The following is a 22,060-nucleotide window of genomic DNA, read 5'->3' on the forward strand; positions in this document are numbered from 1 at the left end:
TGAAGGTGTTTCTGATTGGTCAGATTTGGGGACTCACCAAGCTTCCCCTTTACTGTTTTCTTCTATTTATGAACCAATAAATGCCCCATACAAGAGCTCCAAGGACAGGAATAAGGAAACAGGCCCAGCCAACAGAAATACCCATACCTATTCGAGACATAAACATCCCGCGGAATGAAGCAGCCGAGATTAAACAGGCTATACCCATCATCATAAGAACGACAACAACGAACCAATCCGCCCTTTTCATCTTTGCACCTCCTGCTCCTCAGGTACAAAACGGATTTCAAATCGGGTTCCTTGGCCCAGCCTGCTAAAGACAAGCAGTTCTCCACCCTGCAGCTCAACCAGCTTTTTAGCGATTGGCAAGCCCAGCCCTGTTCCTCCGTGCAATCTAGACCGTGATTTCTCCACCCGGTAAAATCGCTCAAAAATATAAGGAAGCTCATCTTCCGGAATACCAATACCTGTATCTTCTACGGATAAGAATACATAAGAAGTGTTTTGATCGAGTTCCATCGTGATCCCGCCCTGCTCTGTATAACGCACAGCATTTTCTAATAAATTCAGCAGGATCTGCTCTATCCTCAGCCCATCGCCGTAAATTAACGGGATTTCACGATTAATTTTTGTCTCAATAGACAATTTCTTGTTAGCTGCTTTAAGCTTAATTTTTTGAGCCACATGATCTGCGATATCAGATAAATCAATCCACTCCAGTGACAAGGTAATCTTGCCTTCCTCCATCTTGGCCAATTCGAATAAATCGTTAACCAAGTGCTGTAGCCGAATAGCCTCCTCGTGAATAATGTCCAAGTATCTGTTCTTCTCTTCTTCAGTCTCAAACAGTTGGTTTCTAAGGACTTGAGCATAGCCTTCCAGGTATGTGATAGGAGTCCGCAGCTCATGGGATATATTTGCAAAAAATTCCTGCCTGGTATCCCGATACCGCTGTAACTCAATTGCCAGATGATTGATCGAATCAGCCAAGAGTCCAATTTCGTTATCACGATTTATGTTTAATCGGGTCTCCAGCTCACCAGCGGCAATTCTTCGGGTGGCCGCCTGCATCTGTAAAAGCGGTCGTGATAACAGATGCGCGATGATCCAGGTAATTCCTATTGCTAATAAAAATGCCCCTATTCCAGCCAATAGTAGGACGCTCCGGACAGCTGAAATGGATTCATCCATGTGCTGAGCAGAGGCGAGTACATATACAGCAGCCTGTATGTCTTTTTGTCCAGGGCTGATTACAGGCCTTGCCGCAATAAAATAGTGATTCCGCTTCAAATCGGTATACTTTTGCTCAATATTCTTTCCGCTGAATAAAACTTGCAAGTCCTCAGCTTTTATAAACGTTCGGTCTAAAAATTCATATCCCCTGGAGCTTGCCAGAATCTTTCCCTGCCGGTTTACTAATAAAATACTCACATTGGAAAAGTCTGCAAATTGAAGGAGCGTTTCCCTGGATAACATCTCCGGAGATTCGCTCATAGTTGTCAAATGTGTGGTAAGCTCATCTACCTCCATTCTCGTTTCCGAGTTATAAAAATTAGTAAACATACGATCAATCGTCAAACCAAGGACACTGATAACAACAACAAACGCAATCAGTATAACCAATCCAAGCTGGAAGCCGATTTTATTTCTAATCATGCGGGATCCCAGCTCCAGTAAACTTATATCCAACTCCCCACACGGTTTGAATGGGGTTATACCCGAGAGCAGCCTTTAATAATTTGTCCCGGATATTTTTGATATGAGTGTCTACCACCCGTGGCTCCCCCTCATAATCGGCTCCCCATACTAAAAGTACGATTTCTTCTCTGCCAAACACGCGTTGTTCAGATTTAGCAAGCGTTAATAAAAGGTCGAATTCCTTGTGTGTGAATTCAACAGACTGATCGTGTATATAAACTTCTCTGCTTTGCGGGAGTATTCGCAGGTTTGGAAACTCAAGGACAGGATCTTTCTGAATTTTAGATTGTGTAATCACCGAACGGCGGATCAAGGAGTAAGTCCTGGCAAGCAGCTCGTCAGGCTCGAATGGCTTGGTGAGATAATCGTCGGCTCCGATCCCTAGTCCATAAACTTTATCCTTCGTTTCCGATCGAGCGGTAAGCATCAAAATCGGCACTTGATTCTGTTCCCGGATTTTCTTGCATACCTGCCAGCCATCCACATCCGGAAGCATAAGATCGAGTATAATTAGATCGAAATGGTGTTGGCCAGCTAGTTTTAAAGCCTCTGTTCCGTTCGTAGCCTCCTTGACTTCAAAACCTTCTTTCGAAAGGAAGATCCGCAGCAGATTCCGCATATTCCATTCATCGTCTACGACAAGCACCTGTAGTCTGGACATACCCTTACCACCTTTATCATTTTGCATAGTATCCCTATGGAATAATTAATATCACAAAAAATGCTGATTTCAGTCAGGATTACTTAGCAATCTTTTGAAGTTCCTGTCTCAATTCTTCATTTTGCATTTTTAATTCGTTGATTTGTGTTTGAATCTCATGATCATCCTTTGAATGTTTGGAATGGGAAGCGTGTCCGTGTCCGTGTCCTTTCATTCCAAACACCATCATAAATACCATCATCAATGGACAAACAAGTACTAATAACCAGGACCAATCCATTTTCTTTTCCTCCTTAGCTTTGATATTAAGAATTGTAAGATTAATTTGTGGAGAAAGCATGTGGGAAGCATGAGCTGCAGCAGAAGAAATGAAAAACAAGCCGGTTGATCGGCTTGTCCGGTATCATGATGGATTCTGGTTATTTTGCAGATAATTCACTTTCTATTAACCACTTATGATTTTTCACTGGTTCCCCTCCGGTCGTAGGTGTGTAATCAACCATATAGGCGATAGTCTTCTCAGCTGAATCAATCGTAGCTTTAGCGCCTTTCATACCTTCCATATGGTTAGCCGACAGGGTTACTTTGTCTCCTATGGAAAGTGGCTGATCACCTGCATCCTTGATGTCTTCTTGAACTACCCATTTGTGATTGGATACTTTATCTCCACCCGTAACAGGCTCATAGGATACCGCATAAACCATGGTATCATAAGCACCAACAATTGTTGCATCAGCTCCATTCATTCCTGGCATGTGGTCAGCCTGAATCAAAGCATGACTCCCAACAGGGAATTTAGGATTTTGGGCATTTATCATCCCTTTAGGCAGCTCTTCAGAATCCGAATGATTCATTTCTCCAGAATTCATTTGAGCAGAAGCCATTTCTCCTGAGCTCATGTTTCCTTGACTGGCGACAGTGGCTTGGTTTTGCGCATTTTGATTTCCTTTGCTGCACGCACTTAGAATCAAAACAAGTGACAACATAATGATAGGCAAAGATTTTTTCATTTGTTATTCCACCTTTCTGTTTAGAACTTTTTTTGAGTAGTATTTCTTCAGCTGCCGATTTTATCCATAATAATTTCCACTAAAAAATAAACTTAAATTGTGTAGAATTTATGAAGAAATCAGAACTGGGCGGGTTCCTTATGACGCTAAAACAGCCAAAAAGCCTCAAGAGCGGCCTTTTGGCTGTTTCTTTTCTTACACGGGCTCGGCCATCTTAAGCGGCTCCAAAGGCTGGACATTCCCGTAAGTCACCGTTACGCCCTGTGCCGGAGCGGCCCAATGCACCGCGTTGTTCAGCACCTTGATGATGTCCGGGTGGTGATAGGTCGGGAACGTCTCATGTCCTGGACGGAAATAGAACAGCTTGCCCTTGCCTCTCCGGTAACAGCAGCCGCTGCGGAACACTTCTCCTCCTTCAAACCAGGAGATGAATACGAGTTCGTCCGGAGCCGGGATTTCGAAACGCTCGCCGTACATTTCTTCATGAGGGAGCTCAATATATTCACCCAAGCCCGCGGCGATTGGATGATTGGGCTCAATCACCCACAAGCGTTCCTTCTCTCCGGCTTCCCGCCATTTCAGCTGGCCGGTGTGCGTGCCGAGCAGAGCTTCAAAGATTTTGGAAGCATGGCCGGAATGCAGGACAATAAGCCCCATGCCGTCAAGCACCCGGTTTCGGACTTTCTGTACGATATCGTCCCGAACCTCATGATGCGCAACGTGTCCCCACCAGATGAGAACGTCCGTATCTGCAAGCACCTCATCTGTCAGTCCGTGCTCCGGCTCATCGAGCGTAGCCGTGCGGATTTCAAGCGTTTGATCCGCTCCCAGATAACCGGCGATCGCGTTATGAATGCCGGAAGGATAGACCGCCGCCACCTTCTCGTTATTCCGTTCGTGACGGTACTCGTTCCAGATGGTCACTTTAATGTTCGCCAATGTAAAAACCTCCATTGTTTATCCTAAGTTGATCTTCCATAAAGACAAAACCGACTGTATTCGTAAAATAACTGGAGCCTTACATTTATTATCGACGGTTAACAGCGCTTCAATTAGCAGGAACAAGCAGCAGGAAGAAGCAGCAGGAAGAAGCCTGACTAAACTCAATTAGCCAGGCTTCTTGACAGGAACGGTGATCACCCGCGTTCTTTGGCGCCTTAACCGCCACTTCACCCCTTCGCTGCCTGCCATGCTTCCAAGGGAAGCGATCAGCAGACTTGAAGTCATTATCTTAGCTGCAAAATAAAAGCCGGTGCCCAGGAGAAGATCAATCAAAACCAGTGATTTCACAGACTTGAGGGTTTTTCCGTTTATATACAGCACAAATACCTTTCTGGGTTTCGCCACACCTAATCACTCCCCTATTACCAGGTATTCATGCTGTAAGTTGTCTTAGCACACTTTTTCAGAGCGGCACCGGAATTTCGCAAGTCTCTAGTTCCTGGTCTCTAATTCCCGGTCCCTGATCCCTGCTTCCTGCTTCCTGGTCCCTAAAGAAGCGGGTTCTCGTGTTTCGCTTTCAGGATGGACCAGCGCCGCTCGACTTCGCGTTCGAATTCGCCAAGCAGCTCTTTGTTCTCTTCCTTCAGCAGGTGTCTCGATTTGCCCATATATTTCAGCCAGTCGCCAAGTGCGACCCGTTTGTTCTTCCCATCCGGATCATACGTGATGTTCGTTTGTCCCTGCTCCACTTCATAAAGCGGGAAGAAGCAGGAATTTACGGCCGCGCGCACGATGTTCTCGCCTTCCTTGTCATCGGACTTCCAGTTCAGCGGGCAGGTAATGAGCAGCTTGCCGTAGACGGTCCCGACATTTTGGGCGTACCACTGCGCTTTCGCCGCCTTCTTCACCAGATCCTGCGGGAAGGCTTCTGTCCCTGTAAACACATACGGGATATGCGCTGCCGCCATCATCTGCACTGTATCCTTGTGGTGGAACGGTTTGCCCTGCTGCTGTTTGCCGACGCCGGATGTGCTGGTCATATGACCTAATGGCGTGGAATACGAAAGCTGAGCGCCGGTGTTCATATAACCTTCATTGTCGTACTCCAGAATAATGAGGTTATGGCCCCGCAGCGCTGTGCCGATGGCCGAGCCCATTCCGATGTCCATGCCGCCGTCTCCGGTCACCATGACAAACGTGAAGTCCTCGGGAACCTCGATCTCCCCGCGGCGTTTCCGCTCAAGGAACGCTTCTACTGTGCCGGATAGGGTAGCCGGTCCGTTCTGGAACAAATTATGAATGAAGCTCTGCTTATGCGAGTTGTACGGATAACCGGTTGTCGTAATATACGCGCAGCCCGTATGGAACAGCGTGACAACATTGCCTTCAATCCCCTTGAAGAAGAGCTCCAGCCCTGGAAAAATCCCGCAGCCCGGGCAGGCGCCGTGCCCGGAAGCGAACCGCTTCGGCTTGGCGGCAAGCGCCCGCATCGGCGGCACCTTCACGGACAGCTTGCTGGTCGCCTCATCCACCTTCACGGTGATCAGGCCGGATTTGAAGCTGTCTCCATTCATCGGCGCAATGACCGGCTGCAGCTTCTGCGCTTCATTGCCCGGCGTTTGGCCGTAGTAATCAAACGGCACCTTGGCATAGCCCAGCTCCATCGCCTCAAGCGTCAGGGCGAAGAAGGCTTCCGCGTCATCTGCGTAGAAGTCTTTCCCGCCAAGTCCGAAGATGCGGGACAGGACAATCGGCTGCGGGCCGCGGATTTCCTGCAGGGCGGCTTTGACCTCATGCGTCAAATTGGCCCCTTCAGCGCCGTAAGAATCGGCGCGTTCGCCGACCAAGAGCGCCTTGACGCCTGCCAGCGCTTCGCGGATCTCCTTGGCCGGGAACGGCCGGATGATATTCGGGCTGATTACGCCCGCTTTGATCCCCTGCGCCCGCAGCCGGTCTACCACATCCTTAGAGGATTCGGCTGCCGAATTGAGCAGGAACAAAGCGACCTCTGCGTCTTCCATGCGGTACAGATCAAGCGGCGAATAGGATCTTCCGGACAAAGCCGCATATTCCTCGGCCACTTCCTTGAAGACCTCGCCTGCACGGTACATGGCGTTCGACTGCTGGAAGTGGTTGTTCATCAGGTCCTCGCCGTTCATATAAGCACCGACGACGATTGGTTTATTCTCGTCCAGCACATGCGGGAACTCGGGCTGTTCGCCTACAAAGTCGCGGACGGTGTCCCGGTCCGTAAAGATCTGCACCCGGCGTTTCTGGTGCGACGTGAAGAAGCCGTCATAAGCCACGATGACCGGCAGACGAACGTCTTCATGCTCGGCAATGCGCAGCGCCATGATATTCATGTCATATACGGCCTGCGGTGAACGGGCGGTCAGAATGACCCAGCCGGTGTTCAGGCCGTAGTACAGATCCGAATGGTCGCCGCGGATATCGAGCGGGCCGCTGACTGCCCGCGTTACCAGATTCATGACCATCGGGAAGCGGGTGCCTGCCTGCACAGGAAGCTGTTCGATCATATATAGGAAGCCGTTCGCGCTGGTGGCGTTAAATACCCGCGCGCCGGCAGCGGCTGCGCCGTAGCAGATGCCCGCCGAGCCGTGCTCGCCGTCAGCCGGAATCAGTTTGATGTCGTGCTCGCCGCGCGTACGCATCATATCGAGATATTGGGCGATTTCCGTAGATGGCGTAATCGGGAAATACCCCATAATGTGATAGTTAATTTGGGCAGCTGCCATGGCTGCCATTTCGTTGCCCGATTCGAAGACGGCCTGCTGGGCGGCCATTACCGGTACTTGTTCCTCCGTTGTTTCCTTGATCTGCACGTTCATGATCTGACCCCCTCCGCTGTTATATAAGGAAATGACTGCGGCACCCGGTGCTGCTCTGCATACTGCGCTTCCTCCAGCATGGCGGCCAGCGCTGTGGTCGGGCAGGCTTCCACACATTTCAGGCAGCCTTTGCAGTACTGATAATCGATGCCTTTCATAAACATCTGCGGGTTGCCGCGCTTATCCGGCTTCTGCTCCCAGACAATACAGAAGTCCGGGCATACCGTATCGCAGGCCGCGCAGTGTATGCAGTCCTCCATTTTATACTGCGGCAGATACCCCTGCCGGGAGCCGCTGAGATCCTTCAGCACGCTGTTGGCCGTAACGGTCAGAATCCCGCCCGGCTCCTGCGTTTCATAGCCGAGAAGCGGCTGCGGTCTGGAGAAGGCCGCCTGGCTCATAAGCGCTGCGGGATTTTCTAACGTAAGGAACTGCACTTCATTATAGCCCCGGTCAAACGTCCGCAGGTTCGCTTCTACAAGGTGAGGCAGTTTCTTCTCAAAGGTTTTGCGGATGACCTGCCGCATATCGTCCGGATTAAGGAAGCTGCAGATCCGGAACAAGGCGCCAAGCATCGCCGTATTGACTTTGGTTTTCTCCTCGACGGCTATCCGAAGGGCATCAATCGCGGCCAGGGTCCCCTGCGTCATGTTCAAATCCGCGGCAACTTCATAAAGATCCCGGGCTGTATTCACAAGCACAGTCCCGCCAGGCCGCAGCCCGCTTATAACATCAATCGTCTTATATAACGCTTCGTGAAAAACACCGACAACATGCGGCTGCTCAATAGGGCTGTGATCGCGGATTTCCACCTGGGAATCGCAGAACCTTACGAAGCTCTTCACCGGTGATCCTTTTTTCTCCGAGCCATAGCTTGAGAAGTTAGAACCATTAAGTCCTGAGCCGGTCACCCCGGCTTCGGCCAGCATTTTTCCAGCCAAATTGGCACCAAGCCCGCCGATGGATTCGAGACGGATCTCGTAAAATCCCAGTTCATTTTGTTGAGGTAAAATCGACACGTTCACTCCTCATTTCTTCTTGTTCTATAGAGTAATAACTCCAGTTTAAAAGAAGTAACGAACCTGGTTAGTGATATTTCTCACAGCCCTTTAAAAATGTGATTTCAATCACAAGTCCGGCGTCTGCACCGGGTTATACTGCGTTCTAACAGTCTAATTGCAAGACGGACTTGTGCTGACTTTTTTAATAATAACGAACTCTAATGACAAGAACACAAGAACACAAGAACACAGGAACCGGGAGGAACAAGAATGAATAACAACGCGACCGAACAGACTTTAAGCCAACAGCCGTCCATGTTCTGCTTTCAATGCCAGGAAGCATCCAAAGGAACAGGCTGCACCATCGCCGGGGTATGCGGCAAGCCGCATGACGTGGCCAACCTGCAGGACCTGCTGATCTATCTGCTGAAAGGAATCGCTTATCTGAGTCTGGATGTCCGGCTGCCGGAAGTGCTTGAACAGCGCGTATCGCTGTTTATCATGGACTCTTTGTTTGCTACCATTACGAATGCTAACTTTGACCGCGAGGTATTTATAGGAAAAGTCCGGGACGCCATCGCGCTCCGCGGCGAGGTCCGCGCTTATTTTAACGAGCAATTCCCGGAAGGAACGGCCAATCTGCCTGATGCTGCGGTTTGGGAAGCGGATACCGAGGCTGAATTTGATCAAAAAGCCCGCACCGTCGGTGTTCTCTCCACCCGTGACGAAGACATCCGTTCGCTCCGTGAGCTGATTACTTACGGCTTGAAGGGGATGGCGGCTTATACGTACCATGCGCTGCACCTGGAGAAAGACGACACCGAACTGAACCGGTTCATGCGCCGGGCGCTTGCGGCTACACTTGACGACACCCTTGAGGTGCAGGATCTGGTTGCTTTGACGCTGGAGACCGGCAAGTACGGCGTGAATGCCATGGCCATGCTTGATAATGCGAATACCACAGCTTACGGTAATCCGGAGATTACGAAGGTGAATATCGGGGTTCACAACCGGCCCGGCATTCTTATCAGCGGCCATGACCTGAAGGATTTGGAAGAGCTGCTGAAGCAGACAGAAGGAACCGGCGTGGATGTATATACGCACAGTGAAATGCTGCCAGCCCACTACTATCCGGCGTTTAAGAAATATGATCATTTTGTAGGCAATTACGGAAATGCCTGGTGGAAGCAGAACAGCGAATTCGAATCGTTTAACGGCCCGATCCTGATGACGACCAACTGCATCGTACCGCCAAGAGACAGCTACAAGGACCGCATTTATACAACGGGCAATACCGGCTTCCCGGGCGTCCGCCATATTCCGGAGGGCAAAGACGGCGCTGCCAAGGACTTCTCCGCTGTGATCGAGCAGGCCAAAGGCTGCCAGCCTCCAACCGAGCTTGAAACCGGCGAAATCATCGGCGGCTTCGCTCATGCGGCTGTAATGAACGTGGCTGACCAAGTGGTCGATGCTGTGAAAACCGGCGCGATCCGCCGTTTCTTCGTCATGGCCGGCTGCGACGGACGGATGAAGTCCCGGAACTATTACACTGATTTTGCGGCCCAGCTTCCGCAGGATACGGTTATCCTGACTGCAGGCTGTGCTAAATACAAATACAACAAGCTGGATTTGGGCGAAATCGGCGGAATTCCGCGGGTGCTGGACGCCGGTCAGTGCAACGACTCTTACTCGCTGGCCGTCATTGCCCTGAAGCTGAAGGAAGTCTTCGGCCTGGAGGACATCAACGAGCTGCCGATTTCCTACAACATTGCCTGGTACGAGCAAAAAGCGGTAATCGTGCTGCTTGCCCTGCTCCATCTCGGCGTTAAAAATATTCATCTGGGACCAACGCTCCCTGCCTTCCTTTCGCCTAACGTCGCCAAAGTGCTCGTAGAGAACTTCGGCATCGGCGGCATTACCACTGTGGAAGATGACATGAAAATGTTCCTGGGTGCTTGATTAACTTATAAACACTTAAACGGGGCCGTCCAATGAGACGGCCCCTGATTTTGTTTAAGAGTTCAATTTGTGCTGCCGCTTGTACGTAAGTCACATTGCCTCCTAAAACTTACCAGCGTTCACTGGGATGCGGAGAAGGCTTGGTGGCCGGTCATCCGGGAGCACTGGCCCGCTTACGATAAGGCGGTTACCAGCCGCGTGGATGGAGCGCAATCGGGTGTAAGAGCCTTTCTGAACACCTTCTTGTTGACTATGATTACGACAGCCAATAGAAAGACCGCCAGTCAGCCCTGCTGATCGGCGGTCTTTCATGTCTCCCATAGATGCACAAAATGACAAAATGTCTATACAAAAGTGGACAATTATAGATAACCGGCTCGAACGGGTAAGCATTCGGCATGAGCATCCAGCATGAGCCTTCCGTATAAGCCTTCAGGTTAATAAATCCGGTTCCCGACTTCCTTGGCGGCCAGCTCCTGGGTGAAAATATCTTCCGCAGGAACCATGCGTTTAGGAAGGGTCCTTCCGGCCATAATTTCCTGGGCAGCCTGCATTAGCAGAGGACCCAGAAGCGGATTGCATTCGACGACCGCATTAATGCTGCCGGCAATCATTTGCTCAAAGGCCCGCCGCGTTCCGTCAACAGAAATAATGATAATATCTGTACCCGGCTTCAGCCCTGCCTCTTCAATTGCTGTTACCGCGCCAATCGCCATGTCATCATTATGGGAGAACAGCACATCCGGCCACTCGCTTTCAGGAAGGCTTAGAAATTCCTGCATGACCTTGTATCCCCCTTCCTTGGTAAAATCCGCCGGCTCGGTCAGCGTAATTTGAAACTGATTCCGGCCCTGAATCGTATCCCGAAATCCGCGGCCGCGGTCAATCGAAGGCGTCGATCCGATCGTCCCCTGCAGCTCAGCGATTTTGATCAGGCCTGATTGGCGGCGCATTTTGTCCAGCATATATTTGGCGGCCTTGACCCCTTCTTCAAAGAAGTCAGAGCCGATGCAGGTCACATATAGGGACGGATCTTTTACTGCGATAGAGCGGTCAAGTATGATGACGGGGATGCCGGCCTGCTTGGCTTCCTCCAGAATTTCATCCCAGCCGGTCTGCACGACAGGCGCAACGGCGATGATATCGACTTTGCTTTCTATAAACGAGCGGATGGCTTCGATCTGCTTGTGCTGGGATTGCTCAGCATTTTTGATAATCAGTGTAATGCCTGCCTCCTGTGCCGCCGATTGAATGGATTCCGTATTTGCCTCTCTCCAGGTGCTCTCTGAGCCAAGCTGAGAGAAGCCGAGCACAAGGGGTTTGGCGGAAGGCAGGTCCGCTGACGAGGGAGTATTGGTATTGAGCGTGGTATTGGTGTTGACCGTGGTATTGGTGTTGACCGTGATATTGGTGTTGACCGGGCCTTCAGCAGGTTTAGCCGCAGGCTCGGCATTCCTCTCTCCTGAATCGAAACAGCCGCTGAGCAGCACGATCAATAGGCAAATTAAGCATTTCGCCAGCTTCAATGAACTCCCCCCATCATGATAACGGTTACATAGAGAAATAAAAATATCGGGAGTCCAATTTATCGGATTCCCGAGAGTATTGTAACAACCTTTTTATGGAAATGGCAACTGTTACTCTTACCGTTATTTCTGCTGCTATTGCTTCAAAACAGAACGTCTTGCGCTCAGCACCCGCTGGAAAAGGATAAAGGTGAAGAGCAGCAGGCCGATAACAATTTTTGTCCACCAGGAGCTGAGTGTCCCGTTAAAGCTGATGATCGTTTGGATCACGCCTTGAATCAGCACACCGAAAAAGGTTCCGAGGACATAACCCACTCCTCCGGTAAGCAAGGTACCGCCAATGACAACTGCAGCAATGGTATCCAGCTCAAAACCGACTGCATGCAGCCCGTATCCGGACAGCATATAGAACGTGAACACAACTCCGGCCAATGCCGAGCAGAATCCGCTGAATGTGTAGACCAGGATTTTGGTGCGCGCAACCGGAAGCCCCATAAGGAGCGCTGAATGTTCATTCCCTCCAAGTGCGTACACATTGCGGCCAAACCGGGTATAATGCGCGATGAAGATGGCGGCAGCTGCGACTGCTAAAGCTATAATGGCGCTTATGGAGATAAAGCTTCCTCCCGGGAGTGTGATCTTGGTTTGAGCCACATTCGTATAGAACGCATTATCGATTGTAATCGTATCAATGCTGATCACATAGCAGAATCCGCGGGCCAGAAACATTCCTGCCAAGGTCACGATAAACGGCTGAATTTTAAAATAGTGGATCATGGCTCCCATCCCGGATCCAAACACGGCTCCCATCAGAAGCACAAGAGGGATAACGACCGCAGGAGACCATCCCTGCTGCTGAACTAGGCTTGCGGACACCATTGTAGTAAGCGCAATCATCGAGCCGACAGACAAATCAATACCGCCGGACAGGATGACAAAGGACATGCCGATAGCAGTGATGAGCAGAAAGGCATTATCTACGAAAAGGTTCATCAGCACCTGCAGCGAGAAGAACCCGGTATAAAGGAAAGAACCCGCTGCAAACATGGCCAGAAACAGCGTAATCGTTACTAGAATCGGAACATACTTGTGTTTAAGAAACATGGCGCGTAATCTCCTTCTCTCCTGGATAATGCCGCGTCTTCCAGCGCGAAGCTATAGCGGCCCGGAAGGCAGACGACTGAACCAAGCATACCGCAAGCACGACGAAGGCTTTGACAACCAGCGTAATCTCCGGCGGGACGCCGATCATGTAGATCGTTGTGGTCATCGTCTGGATGATCAAGGCGCCGACAACGGTTCCGAGCAGATAGAACCGCCCGCCGTTTAACGAGGTTCCCCCGATCACGACTGCCAGGATGGCGTCGAGCTCATACCATAGTCCGGCATTGTTGCCATCTGCGCTGGATACGTTTGAACTCAGCAGCAATCCGGCGATGCCGGCGCACAATCCGCAGAACATATATACAGATATTAAGACCCATTTGGCACGTATGCCCGACATCAGACTTGCTGCCGGGTTGCAGCCGACTGATTCAATGAACAGCCCAAGTGCTGTTTTGCGGGTAACCAGCGTTACCGCAATTAGAACGGCTGCGACTACGAAGATGGAGAACGGCAAAGCCGCCAATGAACCTGAGCCGATATAGGCATATTTGTCACTCGTCACTGTAATAATCTGACCGCCGGTGATGAGCTGGGCTATTCCGCGCCCCGCCACCATCAGAATCAGCGTGGCAATAATCGGCTGAATGCCGGCGGCTGACACCAGCAGCCCATTCCATACTCCCAGGAGAAGAGACAGCACGATGGCCATCAGGACCGACAGCAGAATCAAGGACAGCATATTCTGATCCGAGGCTTTGCTGATAGAAAGGCAGGCCACCGCACCCGATATAGCCACAATTGATCCGACGGACAAATCAATCCCGCTTGTGGCTACCACGAGCGTCATCCCGATCGCCACCAGAATCAAAGGGGAGCCAAAGTTGAGAATATCGATCAGACTGCCGTATAAATGCCCGTCCCGGAACGTAATGGAGAAGAAATCAGGCGAATAAAACAGATTGAACAGCAGCAGTGCAGCCAGTACGCACAGCGGCCAGAACAGATGATGCTTGTATATGGACTTCATAAATCTCAGCTCCCCGCTATCGCCTGCATGATAGTATGCTGGCTCATATCCTTGTCTGATATTTCCTTCACCTTGTGCCGGTCGCGCAGCACTGCGATTTTGTCGCTGACCCGCAGCACCTCTTCCAGCTCGGAGGAAATAAACACAAACGACATTCCCTGGTGTGACAGCGACAGCACCAGCTTCTGAATTTCGGCTTTCGCTCCGATATCGATCCCGCGGGTCGGTTCGTCCAGAATGAACAAATCCGGCTCTGTGAGCAGCCATCTGGCGAGCAGCACCTTCTGCTGGTTCCCCCCGCTTAAATTCCTGATCAGCTGTTCGGGATTGGGCGGATTAATATTGAGCAGCCGGATATACTGATCCGCAATTTCTTCCTGGCGCTTCCGGGGAATGGTCTTGAACAAGCCTTGTTTGGCCTGGAGGGCAAGGATCATATTTTCCCGGATCGTAAGGTCTCCGATAATGCCTTCCGTCTTTCTGTTCTCAGAACAAAATGCAATTCGCTGCTGAATGGCATCACGCGGCGAATGTATGGTTCCCCTGCCGCCACCCAGGGTCAGCTTGCCGGTGTCCGGCTTATCTGCTCCAAACAGCAGCCGCGCAATTTCAGTCCGGCCGGATCCCAACAGGCCTGCAAGACCAACCACTTCCCCCTTCCGGATAGAGAGATCAAACGGCTCGATTGCTCCCTTCCGGCCAAGGCCTGCCGCTTTGACGAGCTCCTCCCCTGCTGTGTCCAGCTTCCCTTCTGAGAGGACAGGCAGCTCCTCCAGCATATTGAGGTCCTTGCCGATCATTTTCTGGACGAGCTCCAGTCTGGATAAATCTTTTGCCAGATATTCGCCTGCAAATTCCCCGTTTCTCAAGATGGTCACCCGGTCGGAGATTTCATACATCTGGTCCAGAAAATGAGTAACGAACAGAATGGCAAGCCCTTCACTCTTCAGCTTCCTTACGACCTGGAACAGCTGGTCGACTTCATTTTTGTCCAGGCTGGAGGTTGGTTCGTCCAGAATCAGCACCTTCGAGGAAATATTGAGTGCTCTGGCGATCGCAATAAGCTGCTGGACTGCAACGGAGTACATGTGCAGCGGCTGCGTCACGTCTATATTCAGATTCAGGCGGTCCTTCAGCAGCTCTTCCGCCCGGCGGTTCATTTCTTTCCACAGGATCCGGCCCAGCCTGCGGGGTTCTCTTCCGATAAAAATATTCTCTGCCACCGTCAGATTGGTGCACAGATTGACTTCCTGATACACCGTGCTGATCCCGGCCGCTTGTGCTTCCAGCGGACTGTGCACCGTGATGGGGACCCCTTCCAGTTCAACCGTTCCCTCATCAACGGAGTACACGCCGGTCAGCACCTTGATCAAGGTTGATTTGCCCGCGCCGTTCTCTCCCATAAGCGCGTGCACCTCTCCTGGATAGAGGCGGAGGCGAACATCACTAAGCGCTTTAACTCCCGGAAACCGTTTATGGATGCGGGTCATTTGCAGAATGGGCGCTGCATCGCTCATATCATCATCCACTCCTTGTTGTAAATGAAACCGCTCCGCAGCCTAACCCCGCCTGCAGAGCGGCGGTGTCCCTTAATATTGACGGTTCGGCAGGGCTTCCTTGGCCTGCTCGGAAGTAAACGTGGTTTCTTCGGTCACAATACGGGTCTCGACCGTTTTGCCGTCGACAACATCCTGAACCACCTTCATGAGCTGAGGTCCCAGCAGCGGGTTACACTCAACGATGAAGTTGATTTTCCCTTCACTGGCCGCCTGCATGCCGTCCTTAACCGCATCTACAGATATGATCTTGATGTCTACTCCAGGTTTCAGTCCGGCAGCTTCGATTGCCTGAATGGCGCCCAGTGCCATGTCGTCGTTATGCGCATAAAGAACATCAATATCCTTGTGGGCTTTCAGGAAAGCCTGCATGACTTCTTTCCCTTTGGCCCGCGTGAAATCCCCGGTCTGGGAAGCGATAATCTTCAGATGAGAATTGCTGGAGATGGCATCCTTGAATCCCTTCATCCGGTCATTAGCCGGAGCAGAACCTGTTGTTCCCTGCAGTTCGACAATATTGACGTCTTCGGATGTATCCTTGTACTGGTCCATCAGCCATTGACCGGCTTTCTTGCCTTCTTCCACAAAGTCGGAACCGAGGAACGTCACATAGAGCGAGGTGTCCTTCGAGTCGACGGCACGGTCAGTCAGCACTACCGGAATGCCTGCGTCCTTAGCTTCTTTAAGCACCGTATCCCATCCGGATTCCACAACCGGCGAGAAAGCAATGACATCCACTTTCTGCTGAATGAAGGAGCGGATCGCCTTGATCTGATTCTCTTGTTTCTGCTGCGCATCCGAGAATTTCAGAGTAAAGCCGGCATCCTTCGCCGAATCCTGGATCGATTTCGTATTCGCGGTCCGCCAGCCGCTTTCTGCCCCTACCTGCGAGAAGCCGAGGGTGATGCTCTTGGCAGGCGCCGCTGCGGAATTCCCAGCGCTCTCCGACGGGGCACTGCTGTCTCCTGCTGAAGCCCCTCCTCCGCTGTTGTTACCGCCGCAAGCTGCAACCATCATCATGGACAAAGCTACCATGAGCACTGCACCCATTCTTCCAAATCTCTTCATGTCCTGTTGTCCTCCCCTTTATCAATCACCATCGCCTGGTGTTGCCTCATTATAAAACGCTTACAAAATAACTTTACATGGGGAGTCTTTGGCGTTTGTATTCTATTTTTTTGGATTTTGGCGCAGCTCCGGTTTCTTTGGTGTACTTTTTTAATTAAAAAGTGTGAATTTTGGCTGCGCTTTCTTTTTTAGCTTCCGAATAGGCCCTGGTTGGTTTAAACTAGAAGCTGCACGACCCATCGTAAGGGAACCATATTAGTCATGAGAGGAACATGCTGATGAGGATCAAGCGCTGGATTTCGTCCAGTCTGAGGGCTAAGCTGCTGGCCTTGTTTATTGTACTCACCACCATACCGCTGATGACTGTGGGAGTCATTTCCTATCAGAAATCCTACAATTCGGTGTCCAGCCACGCTAAAGCCTCCAGCATGCTCCAGGCGGATATGCTTGGAACGAATATCGATAATCTGTTTAAAGATACCGAGAGGCTCCTCGAGTTAAGCAAGAACCCCGTGGTTATTCATTTTCTCATCTCGCAGTCTGAGACTTACGAGGATGCCAAAGACATTCTCCGGACTTTCGCTCTTTACAGGGACACATACAAATATGAGAACGTGCTCAACATCAGCCTTATTAATATTTATGGTAAAGGAATCAGCGAACGCAGAGGGATTTTTCAGACCCAAATCAATCCTTTGCGGAACCAGCACTTTCAGACACTCGCCCAGAACCCTGACTCTGTACTTCGGATTCCGCCTGCGCTGATTACCAGTCTGGATCAGATCGACGGGTTCACCTATGAAGACCGGGGTGTCATTTCGATTATGGCCGCCGTCAAGCAGCAGATTACCCATGAAGTCATAGGCTTTATTACGATTGATCTGGATGATGCTTTTATAAAAACGTTCTGCGATCAGGTCAAGATCGGCAAGACAGGCTTCTTCTACATCCTTGACCAGAACGGCAGCGCGATCTATGTCCCGCCCATTGACAGCGATGACCTGAGCATCATTCGAAAGACTGCGCTCCCCTCTTCCGGCCCGTCCGGGGAGGACGGATTCGTTCTGAAGACACACGGGCAGCCCAAATTCATTGTCCACACCGCCTCTCTTGCCACCGGCTGGACGATTATCGGAATGGCTCCGCTGCAGGAGATTGTGGCCGAAGCGAGCAGCATCAGGCAGCTGATCATTGTAAGCGTGGTGCTCAGCATCGTATTTGCGATTACGCTTCATTATCTGCTCACCAAGCGGCTTACCCGCCCGATCCAGCTGCTGCAGCATAAAATGAGGCTTACCGCCGGCGGTTATCTTGAGGCCAAGGTCAAGCCGGTCGGGACGGATGAAATTGCGGATTTGGGCCAGAGCTTCAACATCATGGTTGAGAAAATTAAAGAGCTGCTGGAGCAAAGCATAAGGAAACAGCAGCAGCTGCAAAAGGCGGAGCTGCGCACGCTTCAAGCCCAAATTAATCCGCACTTCCTCTACAACACGCTTGACTCCATTATATGGATGGCTGAAGCAGGCAAGAGCGAGGGTGTCATTCAAATCGTGAAAGCGCTGTCAGATTTGTTCCGGATCAGCTTAAACAAAGGACGGGACTGGGTGATGATCCGCACGGAATTGGCTCATGCCCAAAGCTACCTTGTCATCCAGCAGATGCGCTACCGGGATATTCTGGAATACCGCATTGAAGTCGATCCTGAGCTCATGGAATATCCGATTCTGAATATGACGCTTCAGCCCCTAATAGAAAATGCCCTATACCACGGAATTAAAAATAAAAGAGGCAGAGGTTTAATCGTCATTAGCGGATATGCGGAAGCCTCGGCCGTTATTCTTACCGTTACGGACAACGGTATAGGCATTTCAGAAGACCGGCTGGCCTTGCTTAGGCATCAGATCATGCAGCCGATCCAGTCTCAGGAAGAGGAAGCTCAGGGAGGCGGTTTCGGGCTGCAGAATGTGCATCAGCGGCTGCAGCTTTATTTTGGCAGTGAATATGGAGTCCGCTTGGAAAGCACTGCAGGTTCCGGTACGACAATCTCTGTACGGATCCCTAAGAACAGGAGGAATTCGCCATGAAGAAGGTTGTGCTCGTCGATGATGAAATACTGATCCGGGAGAGCATCCGGGATTCGATTGATTGGGGCAAGGAGGGCTTCTTGTACTCAGGCGATGCTCCCGATGGAGAGCTCGCACTCCCGCTTATCGAAGAACAAGCGCCCGACATTCTGATTACAGATATTAAAATGCCCTTCATGAACGGTCTTGAACTGACTTCCATTGTCAGGCAGAAATATCCGGATATCAGAATCATCGTTCTGAGCGGCCATGATGATTTTCATTATGCCCAGACGGCACTCCGGCTCGGCGTTGAGGATTATTGCCTCAAGCCGGTCAGCGCAGCAGAACTGATTCAGATGCTGAAGACGGTCAGCGCCAAAATGGATGAAGAGCACCGAAGGAAACAAAAGAACACCTTCACCCCGGATAAACTGTATGCGGATCTTTGCGGCGGGCTGATTGGCACCGGGGCTGCTGTCGAGGCGGCGGCTCAGCTGGGTCTGCAGCTTATGGCTCCTTATTATGCGGCCTTAATTCTGTCTGTTGTTCCCTCAGCTTTGAACGAATCCGAAATTGCCCAGTCTCAGGTTCAGGCAGCCGAGCTGTTACTGGCAAATGAACTGACCCGGTATCCCGAGCTGTCTCATTTCAGGAGAAGCCGCACCGAAACGGTAGTCCTTCTAAAGGACAGCCATCCGGATCAAATCGCTGCCAAAATCGAAATGCTGATCTCGGGGCTGGAGCAGACAGCTCCCCCTTTCGGCCTGCAGCTGTCTGTAAGCCGCGGAGGTATCCACGAACGTCTTCAGGGGATTCATCTGTCCTTCCAGGAAGCCGAGAACGAACGAATGCTAAAGATGCTGGCGAGGCAGAACAAAGAGGCATTAATCCAGGCCTCGATCGACCACTCTCCAGACAGCGTGCTGCTCGACCGTAATCGGTTGATTGATTTCCTCAAGCTCGGCACTCCTCAGGAGGCTCCCGGCTTTATCCGCCAGTTTGCTGCCGGACTTCACAAGGTAAGCTGGAATTCCATGTATGCCTACTATCTGATTAACGACATTACACTCGAACTGGTCCAGACGGCCAAGCGGACCTTTCGTTCAGATGGCAATCAGGCGGAATTGATTCAGGAGCTGCAGAAGAAGATCCGGAGAATTTCAAATGTTGAGGAGTGTCTGGATTATTGGCTTGAGGTTTTGGAGCAGCTTTGGGTATGGCGGTCTGAGGGATCTGACAAATATGGAGAGTTAATCGAGAGAGTCAGACTGTATATCCGGGAAAATTATCATGATGACCAGCTCTCCCTTCATGAAATTGCCAAACAGATCGGGGTCAGCTCCAGCCATCTCAGCAAAGTCTTCAGTCAAGAAACCGGGCAGACGATGACGGAGTACTTAACAGCCGCACGGATCGGCAGGGCAAAAGAACTGCTTAAAACTACGCGCTGCAAAACGTTCGAGATTGCTTACCAGGTAGGTTACAGTGATCAGCATTATTTTTCCAACCTCTTCAAGAAAGTGACCGGCATGACACCCATGGAATACCGTAAGCACGGACATACAGGGGAACCGGCAGTGACTATCGCCAAAGGAGGACAGATTTAGGTGACTTCCCGATTCCGAGCCCGGGCCGTTAAGCTGGCGGTGTTGATAGTGGGAGCTGCCATTATTCTCAGTATCAGCCTGAAACCCGATAATGAAGGAAACGTCCACCAGCTGAATGAGGCGGCTCCCCTCCCCCACGCTTCAAATGACGGAGCCCCGCTAACGTTTGGCATCATCTATCCAATGGTGAACGACACTTACGAAATGGTAACGCAGAATGCCGAAGCCGCAGCCAGCGACCAAAACATTAAGCTCATTGTTCAGGCACCGGATGAGGCCAATCTGGAGCAGCAGATCCGGATTGTGGAGATGATGATCAAGCAGGAGGTTGATGGCATAGCGATTGATCCGATTGACTCCGAGGCGCTGATTAATGTAATTAACAAAGCGGTATCGAGCGGGATTCCTGTCGTATGTTTCGAGTCTGATTCACCATCCAGTGAGCGGAACTCGTTCATTGGGGCAGATAACTACAAGACCGGCACGATGATCGGTCAGGCCGTAGACTCGCTGCTTGGCGGCAAGGGCATGGTCCTTGTCCAAACCGGGATGCCGCATATGCTGGGATTAACCCAGCGGCTCCAGGGATTTCAGGATTATGTGGCTGAGCACACCGGCATAGACATACTTGATGTCCGGCATAATGATGGCAGCGAAGGAGATGCCATTGTGCAGCTGGAACAGATGATTACGGCTCACCCCCATTTCAGTGCGCTGATCAACTTGGATTACGTATCGAGCTCAAGCTCTGTTCTGGTCTGGAAGGCTAAAGGGCTCAATCGCTATAATGTCTCGCTTGGTCTTACCCCCTATGTCAGTCAATCCATCGCAAACGGCCAGATCACCAGCGTCATCTCCCAGAACGAGCAGAACTGGGGCCAAGCTGTCATCAACACCCTGCACAATTTGGTTCAAGATAAAACGATGCCGGAGTTTATTAATACTGAAATTACGGAAATTACGGAATAGTTGAATTAACGAAAAATAAAGGGCATTCCTTATCGGAACCGCCCTTCATTTTTGTTCTATCAAACTGCGTGATCCATGACTTATTATGGTTAAAGGTCACGTAATGATTTTTCTAGTCACTCGGCAAAATGTGTTCTCCTTTAAGAGGGATTATCCTTTATCCTGTTCCCTTCTTCATTAATAGGATGCGAACTTCCTCCAAATTCCCAGCCGTTCTCCTCAAGAAAGTCGATAAATTTATCCCAGAAATCGTCGCTGTCAAGATCGCCCTCTGCAGCAAATACCGAGCCTTGCAGTTTTAATCCTTTTTGCATGTTCCCACCCTTTCAATCCCTTCTAAATTATCAAACGATCATCCCGGAAAAAGCCCTTTGCCGGATGGCGGCCCAGCCCTCCAAAATCCGGCGTTTAGCCAATGCGTAGTCGCCGGCCTGCAGCGCTTCAAACAGCAGCGTATTTACGTCAGTTCCGGAATAATGCTTATGCAGGGGCGTGCGCTTGTAATTCACGACAGCGGCCCACATTAATTTTTCCTTGTAGCCGTCGATCATTGCCAGCATGGCCTCATTGTGCGCAGCCTCGATCAGCAGTCGGGTAAACTCCAAGGAATGCCCCGTGTACGCTGGATAATCCTTCTCTTCCGTCGCTTCGATTTGAGCTTTCAGCACTCGTTCCAAAGCCTGCAGATCGAGGGTCACGAATCCCAGAGACGCAGCCTCCATGATAAAGACCTGCAGGGACGAGATCACTTCGAACATGTCCAGAATTTCCTTGCCGGATAATTCTTTGATCAGGATGCCGCGGTTCTTCAAAGAGACAACATAGCCGTCGCTCTCCAGACGGGACAACGCCGCGCGCACCGGCGTCCGGCTCATGCCGAACTCGGCCGCAAGCTCGTTCTCAGACAGCAGCATGCCCGGCAGGTAATCCCCCTGCGCGAGCTTCCGCTTCATCCCCGCATAGATCTGATCGGACAAGGAGGAGGTTGTCATTGTCATCGGCGTCAATTCCCCA

General features: G+C 50.9%; 20 protein-coding genes. 4 read left to right on the forward strand and 16 right to left on the reverse strand.

What is annotated here, in order from left to right; all coding sequences use genetic code 11:
- Positions 1–49: 49 nt before the first annotated feature.
- From FCN15_RS03445 to FCN15_RS03485, 9 genes are all read right to left on the reverse strand, one after another.
- Positions 50–250, reverse strand: a complete 201-nt coding sequence (locus FCN15_RS03445; protein WP_138493559.1) for a hypothetical protein — start codon at positions 248–250, stop codon at positions 50–52.
- Positions 247–1,656 (reverse strand): sensor histidine kinase, encoded by a 1,410-nt coding sequence (locus FCN15_RS03450; RefSeq protein WP_138493560.1) that lies wholly within the window; start codon positions 1,654–1,656, stop codon positions 247–249. Before FCN15_RS03450 ends, FCN15_RS03445 begins: the two co-directional genes overlap by 4 nt.
- Positions 1,649–2,359 carry a response regulator transcription factor gene (locus FCN15_RS03455; protein ID WP_138493561.1) on the reverse strand — a complete coding sequence of 237 codons (711 nt, stop codon included), beginning with the start codon at positions 2,357–2,359 and terminating at the stop codon, positions 1,649–1,651. The genes FCN15_RS03450 and FCN15_RS03455 overlap by 8 nt, the downstream gene beginning before the upstream one ends.
- 79 nt (positions 2,360–2,438) lie before the next feature.
- Positions 2,439–2,639 (reverse strand): DUF2933 domain-containing protein, encoded by a 201-nt coding sequence (locus FCN15_RS03460; RefSeq protein ID WP_138493562.1) that lies wholly within the window; start codon positions 2,637–2,639, stop codon positions 2,439–2,441.
- 139 nt (positions 2,640–2,778) lie between these two features.
- The gene (locus FCN15_RS03465; protein ID WP_138493563.1) at positions 2,779–3,369 is read right to left on the reverse strand and encodes a YdhK family protein; all 591 of its coding nucleotides are present in this window, start codon (positions 3,367–3,369) and stop codon (positions 2,779–2,781) included.
- A gap of 195 nt (positions 3,370–3,564) precedes the next feature.
- Positions 3,565–4,308: a ThuA domain-containing protein gene (locus FCN15_RS03470; protein WP_138493564.1), complete on the reverse strand. Its 744-nt coding sequence runs from the start codon at positions 4,306–4,308 to the stop codon at positions 3,565–3,567.
- Between the two features lie 168 nt (positions 4,309–4,476).
- Positions 4,477–4,716: a hypothetical protein gene (locus FCN15_RS03475; protein WP_138493565.1), complete on the reverse strand. Its 240-nt coding sequence runs from the start codon at positions 4,714–4,716 to the stop codon at positions 4,477–4,479.
- A gap of 143 nt (positions 4,717–4,859) precedes the next feature.
- Positions 4,860–7,160 carry a thiamine pyrophosphate-dependent enzyme gene (locus FCN15_RS03480; protein WP_138493566.1) on the reverse strand — a complete coding sequence of 767 codons (2,301 nt, stop codon included), beginning with the start codon at positions 7,158–7,160 and terminating at the stop codon, positions 4,860–4,862.
- Positions 7,157–8,179, reverse strand: coding sequence for a 2-oxoacid:acceptor oxidoreductase family protein (locus tag FCN15_RS03485; RefSeq protein ID WP_138493567.1), 1,023 nt, complete (start codon positions 8,177–8,179; stop codon positions 7,157–7,159). The genes FCN15_RS03480 and FCN15_RS03485 overlap by 4 nt, the downstream gene beginning before the upstream one ends.
- A gap of 252 nt (positions 8,180–8,431) precedes the next feature.
- Here FCN15_RS03485 and hcp point away from each other — a divergent pair, with 252 nt between their 5' ends.
- Complete coding sequence (gene hcp / locus FCN15_RS03490; protein ID WP_238996490.1) at positions 8,432–10,120, forward strand: hydroxylamine reductase; 1,689 nt, start codon at positions 8,432–8,434, stop codon at positions 10,118–10,120.
- Between the two features lie 437 nt (positions 10,121–10,557).
- Here hcp and FCN15_RS03500 read toward each other — a convergent pair whose 3' ends face one another.
- The 5 genes from FCN15_RS03500 to FCN15_RS03520 all read right to left on the reverse strand — a co-directional run bounded on the left by FCN15_RS03500 (position 10,558) and on the right by FCN15_RS03520 (position 16,404).
- Complete coding sequence (locus tag FCN15_RS03500) at positions 10,558–11,646, reverse strand: ABC transporter substrate-binding protein (protein WP_238996491.1); 1,089 nt, start codon at positions 11,644–11,646, stop codon at positions 10,558–10,560.
- A gap of 135 nt (positions 11,647–11,781) precedes the next feature.
- On the reverse strand, positions 11,782–12,750 hold the full coding sequence (gene yjfF / locus FCN15_RS03505; RefSeq protein ID WP_138493568.1) for a galactofuranose ABC transporter, permease protein YjfF: 969 nt from the start codon (positions 12,748–12,750) through the stop codon (positions 11,782–11,784).
- A complete protein-coding gene (locus tag FCN15_RS03510; protein ID WP_138493569.1) occupies positions 12,740–13,780 on the reverse strand; it encodes an ABC transporter permease in 1,041 nt (346 codons plus the stop codon). Before FCN15_RS03510 ends, yjfF begins: the two co-directional genes overlap by 11 nt.
- 5 nt (positions 13,781–13,785) lie before the next feature.
- Entirely contained in the window at positions 13,786–15,297 is a 1,512-nt protein-coding gene (locus FCN15_RS03515) for a sugar ABC transporter ATP-binding protein (protein WP_138493570.1), read from the reverse strand.
- 72 nt (positions 15,298–15,369) lie between these two features.
- A complete protein-coding gene (locus FCN15_RS03520; protein WP_162515279.1) occupies positions 15,370–16,404 on the reverse strand; it encodes an ABC transporter substrate-binding protein in 1,035 nt (344 codons plus the stop codon).
- A gap of 278 nt (positions 16,405–16,682) precedes the next feature.
- Between FCN15_RS03520 and FCN15_RS03525 the strand changes: the two genes are divergently transcribed.
- Genes FCN15_RS03525 through FCN15_RS03535 form a run of 3 tightly spaced genes read left to right on the forward strand, consistent with a single transcriptional unit; the run spans position 16,683 to position 21,046 of the window.
- The gene (locus tag FCN15_RS03525) at positions 16,683–18,488 is read left to right on the forward strand and encodes a cache domain-containing sensor histidine kinase (RefSeq protein ID WP_138493571.1); all 1,806 of its coding nucleotides are present in this window, start codon (positions 16,683–16,685) and stop codon (positions 18,486–18,488) included.
- Entirely contained in the window at positions 18,485–20,077 is a 1,593-nt protein-coding gene (locus FCN15_RS03530; protein ID WP_138493572.1) for a response regulator, read from the forward strand. The genes FCN15_RS03525 and FCN15_RS03530 overlap by 4 nt, the downstream gene beginning before the upstream one ends.
- Positions 20,078–21,046, forward strand: a complete 969-nt coding sequence (locus FCN15_RS03535) for a sugar ABC transporter substrate-binding protein (protein ID WP_138493573.1) — start codon at positions 20,078–20,080, stop codon at positions 21,044–21,046.
- Positions 21,047–21,186: 140 nt separating this feature from the next.
- On the opposite strand, the gene FCN15_RS19270 is transcribed toward FCN15_RS03535, so the two are convergent.
- Together FCN15_RS19270 and FCN15_RS03540 are read right to left on the reverse strand one after the other, a co-directional pair.
- Positions 21,187–21,360, reverse strand: a complete 174-nt coding sequence (locus tag FCN15_RS19270) for a hypothetical protein (RefSeq protein WP_203232074.1) — start codon at positions 21,358–21,360, stop codon at positions 21,187–21,189.
- 30 nt (positions 21,361–21,390) lie between these two features.
- Positions 21,391–22,044, reverse strand: a complete 654-nt coding sequence (locus FCN15_RS03540; protein ID WP_138493574.1) for a GntR family transcriptional regulator — start codon at positions 22,042–22,044, stop codon at positions 21,391–21,393.
- Between the last annotated feature and the right edge of the window lie 16 nt (positions 22,045–22,060).

Origin of the sequence: Paenibacillus pinistramenti (assembly GCF_005869875.1) — a bacterium.
In the GTDB taxonomy this organism is placed as follows: domain Bacteria; phylum Bacillota; class Bacilli; order Paenibacillales; family Paenibacillaceae; genus Fontibacillus; species Fontibacillus pinistramenti.

Coding starts and splice junctions, on each gene's coding strand:
- FCN15_RS03520 (WP_162515279.1), bottom strand. CDS start 16,404: ATGAAGAGATTTGGAAGAATGGGTGCAGTGCTCATGGTAGCTTTGTCC.
- FCN15_RS03445 (WP_138493559.1), bottom strand. CDS start 250: ATGAAAAGGGCGGATTGGTTCGTTGTTGTCGTTCTTATGATGATGGGT.
- FCN15_RS03510 (WP_138493569.1), bottom strand. CDS start 13,780: ATGAAGTCCATATACAAGCATCATCTGTTCTGGCCGCTGTGCGTACTG.
- hcp (WP_238996490.1), top strand. CDS start 8,432: ATGAATAACAACGCGACCGAACAGACTTTAAGCCAACAGCCGTCCATG.
- FCN15_RS03460 (WP_138493562.1), bottom strand. CDS start 2,639: ATGGATTGGTCCTGGTTATTAGTACTTGTTTGTCCATTGATGATGGTA.
- FCN15_RS03465 (WP_138493563.1), bottom strand. CDS start 3,369: ATGAAAAAATCTTTGCCTATCATTATGTTGTCACTTGTTTTGATTCTA.
- FCN15_RS03515 (WP_138493570.1), bottom strand. CDS start 15,297: ATGAGCGATGCAGCGCCCATTCTGCAAATGACCCGCATCCATAAACGG.
- FCN15_RS03540 (WP_138493574.1), bottom strand. CDS start 22,044: ATGACAATGACAACCTCCTCCTTGTCCGATCAGATCTATGCGGGGATG.
- FCN15_RS03525 (WP_138493571.1), top strand. CDS start 16,683: ATGAGGATCAAGCGCTGGATTTCGTCCAGTCTGAGGGCTAAGCTGCTG.
- FCN15_RS03450 (WP_138493560.1), bottom strand. CDS start 1,656: ATGATTAGAAATAAAATCGGCTTCCAGCTTGGATTGGTTATACTGATT.
- FCN15_RS03530 (WP_138493572.1), top strand. CDS start 18,485: ATGAAGAAGGTTGTGCTCGTCGATGATGAAATACTGATCCGGGAGAGC.
- FCN15_RS03480 (WP_138493566.1), bottom strand. CDS start 7,160: ATGAACGTGCAGATCAAGGAAACAACGGAGGAACAAGTACCGGTAATG.
- FCN15_RS03455 (WP_138493561.1), bottom strand. CDS start 2,359: ATGTCCAGACTACAGGTGCTTGTCGTAGACGATGAATGGAATATGCGG.
- FCN15_RS19270 (WP_203232074.1), bottom strand. CDS start 21,360: ATGCAAAAAGGATTAAAACTGCAAGGCTCGGTATTTGCTGCAGAGGGC.
- yjfF (WP_138493568.1), bottom strand. CDS start 12,750: ATGTTTCTTAAACACAAGTATGTTCCGATTCTAGTAACGATTACGCTG.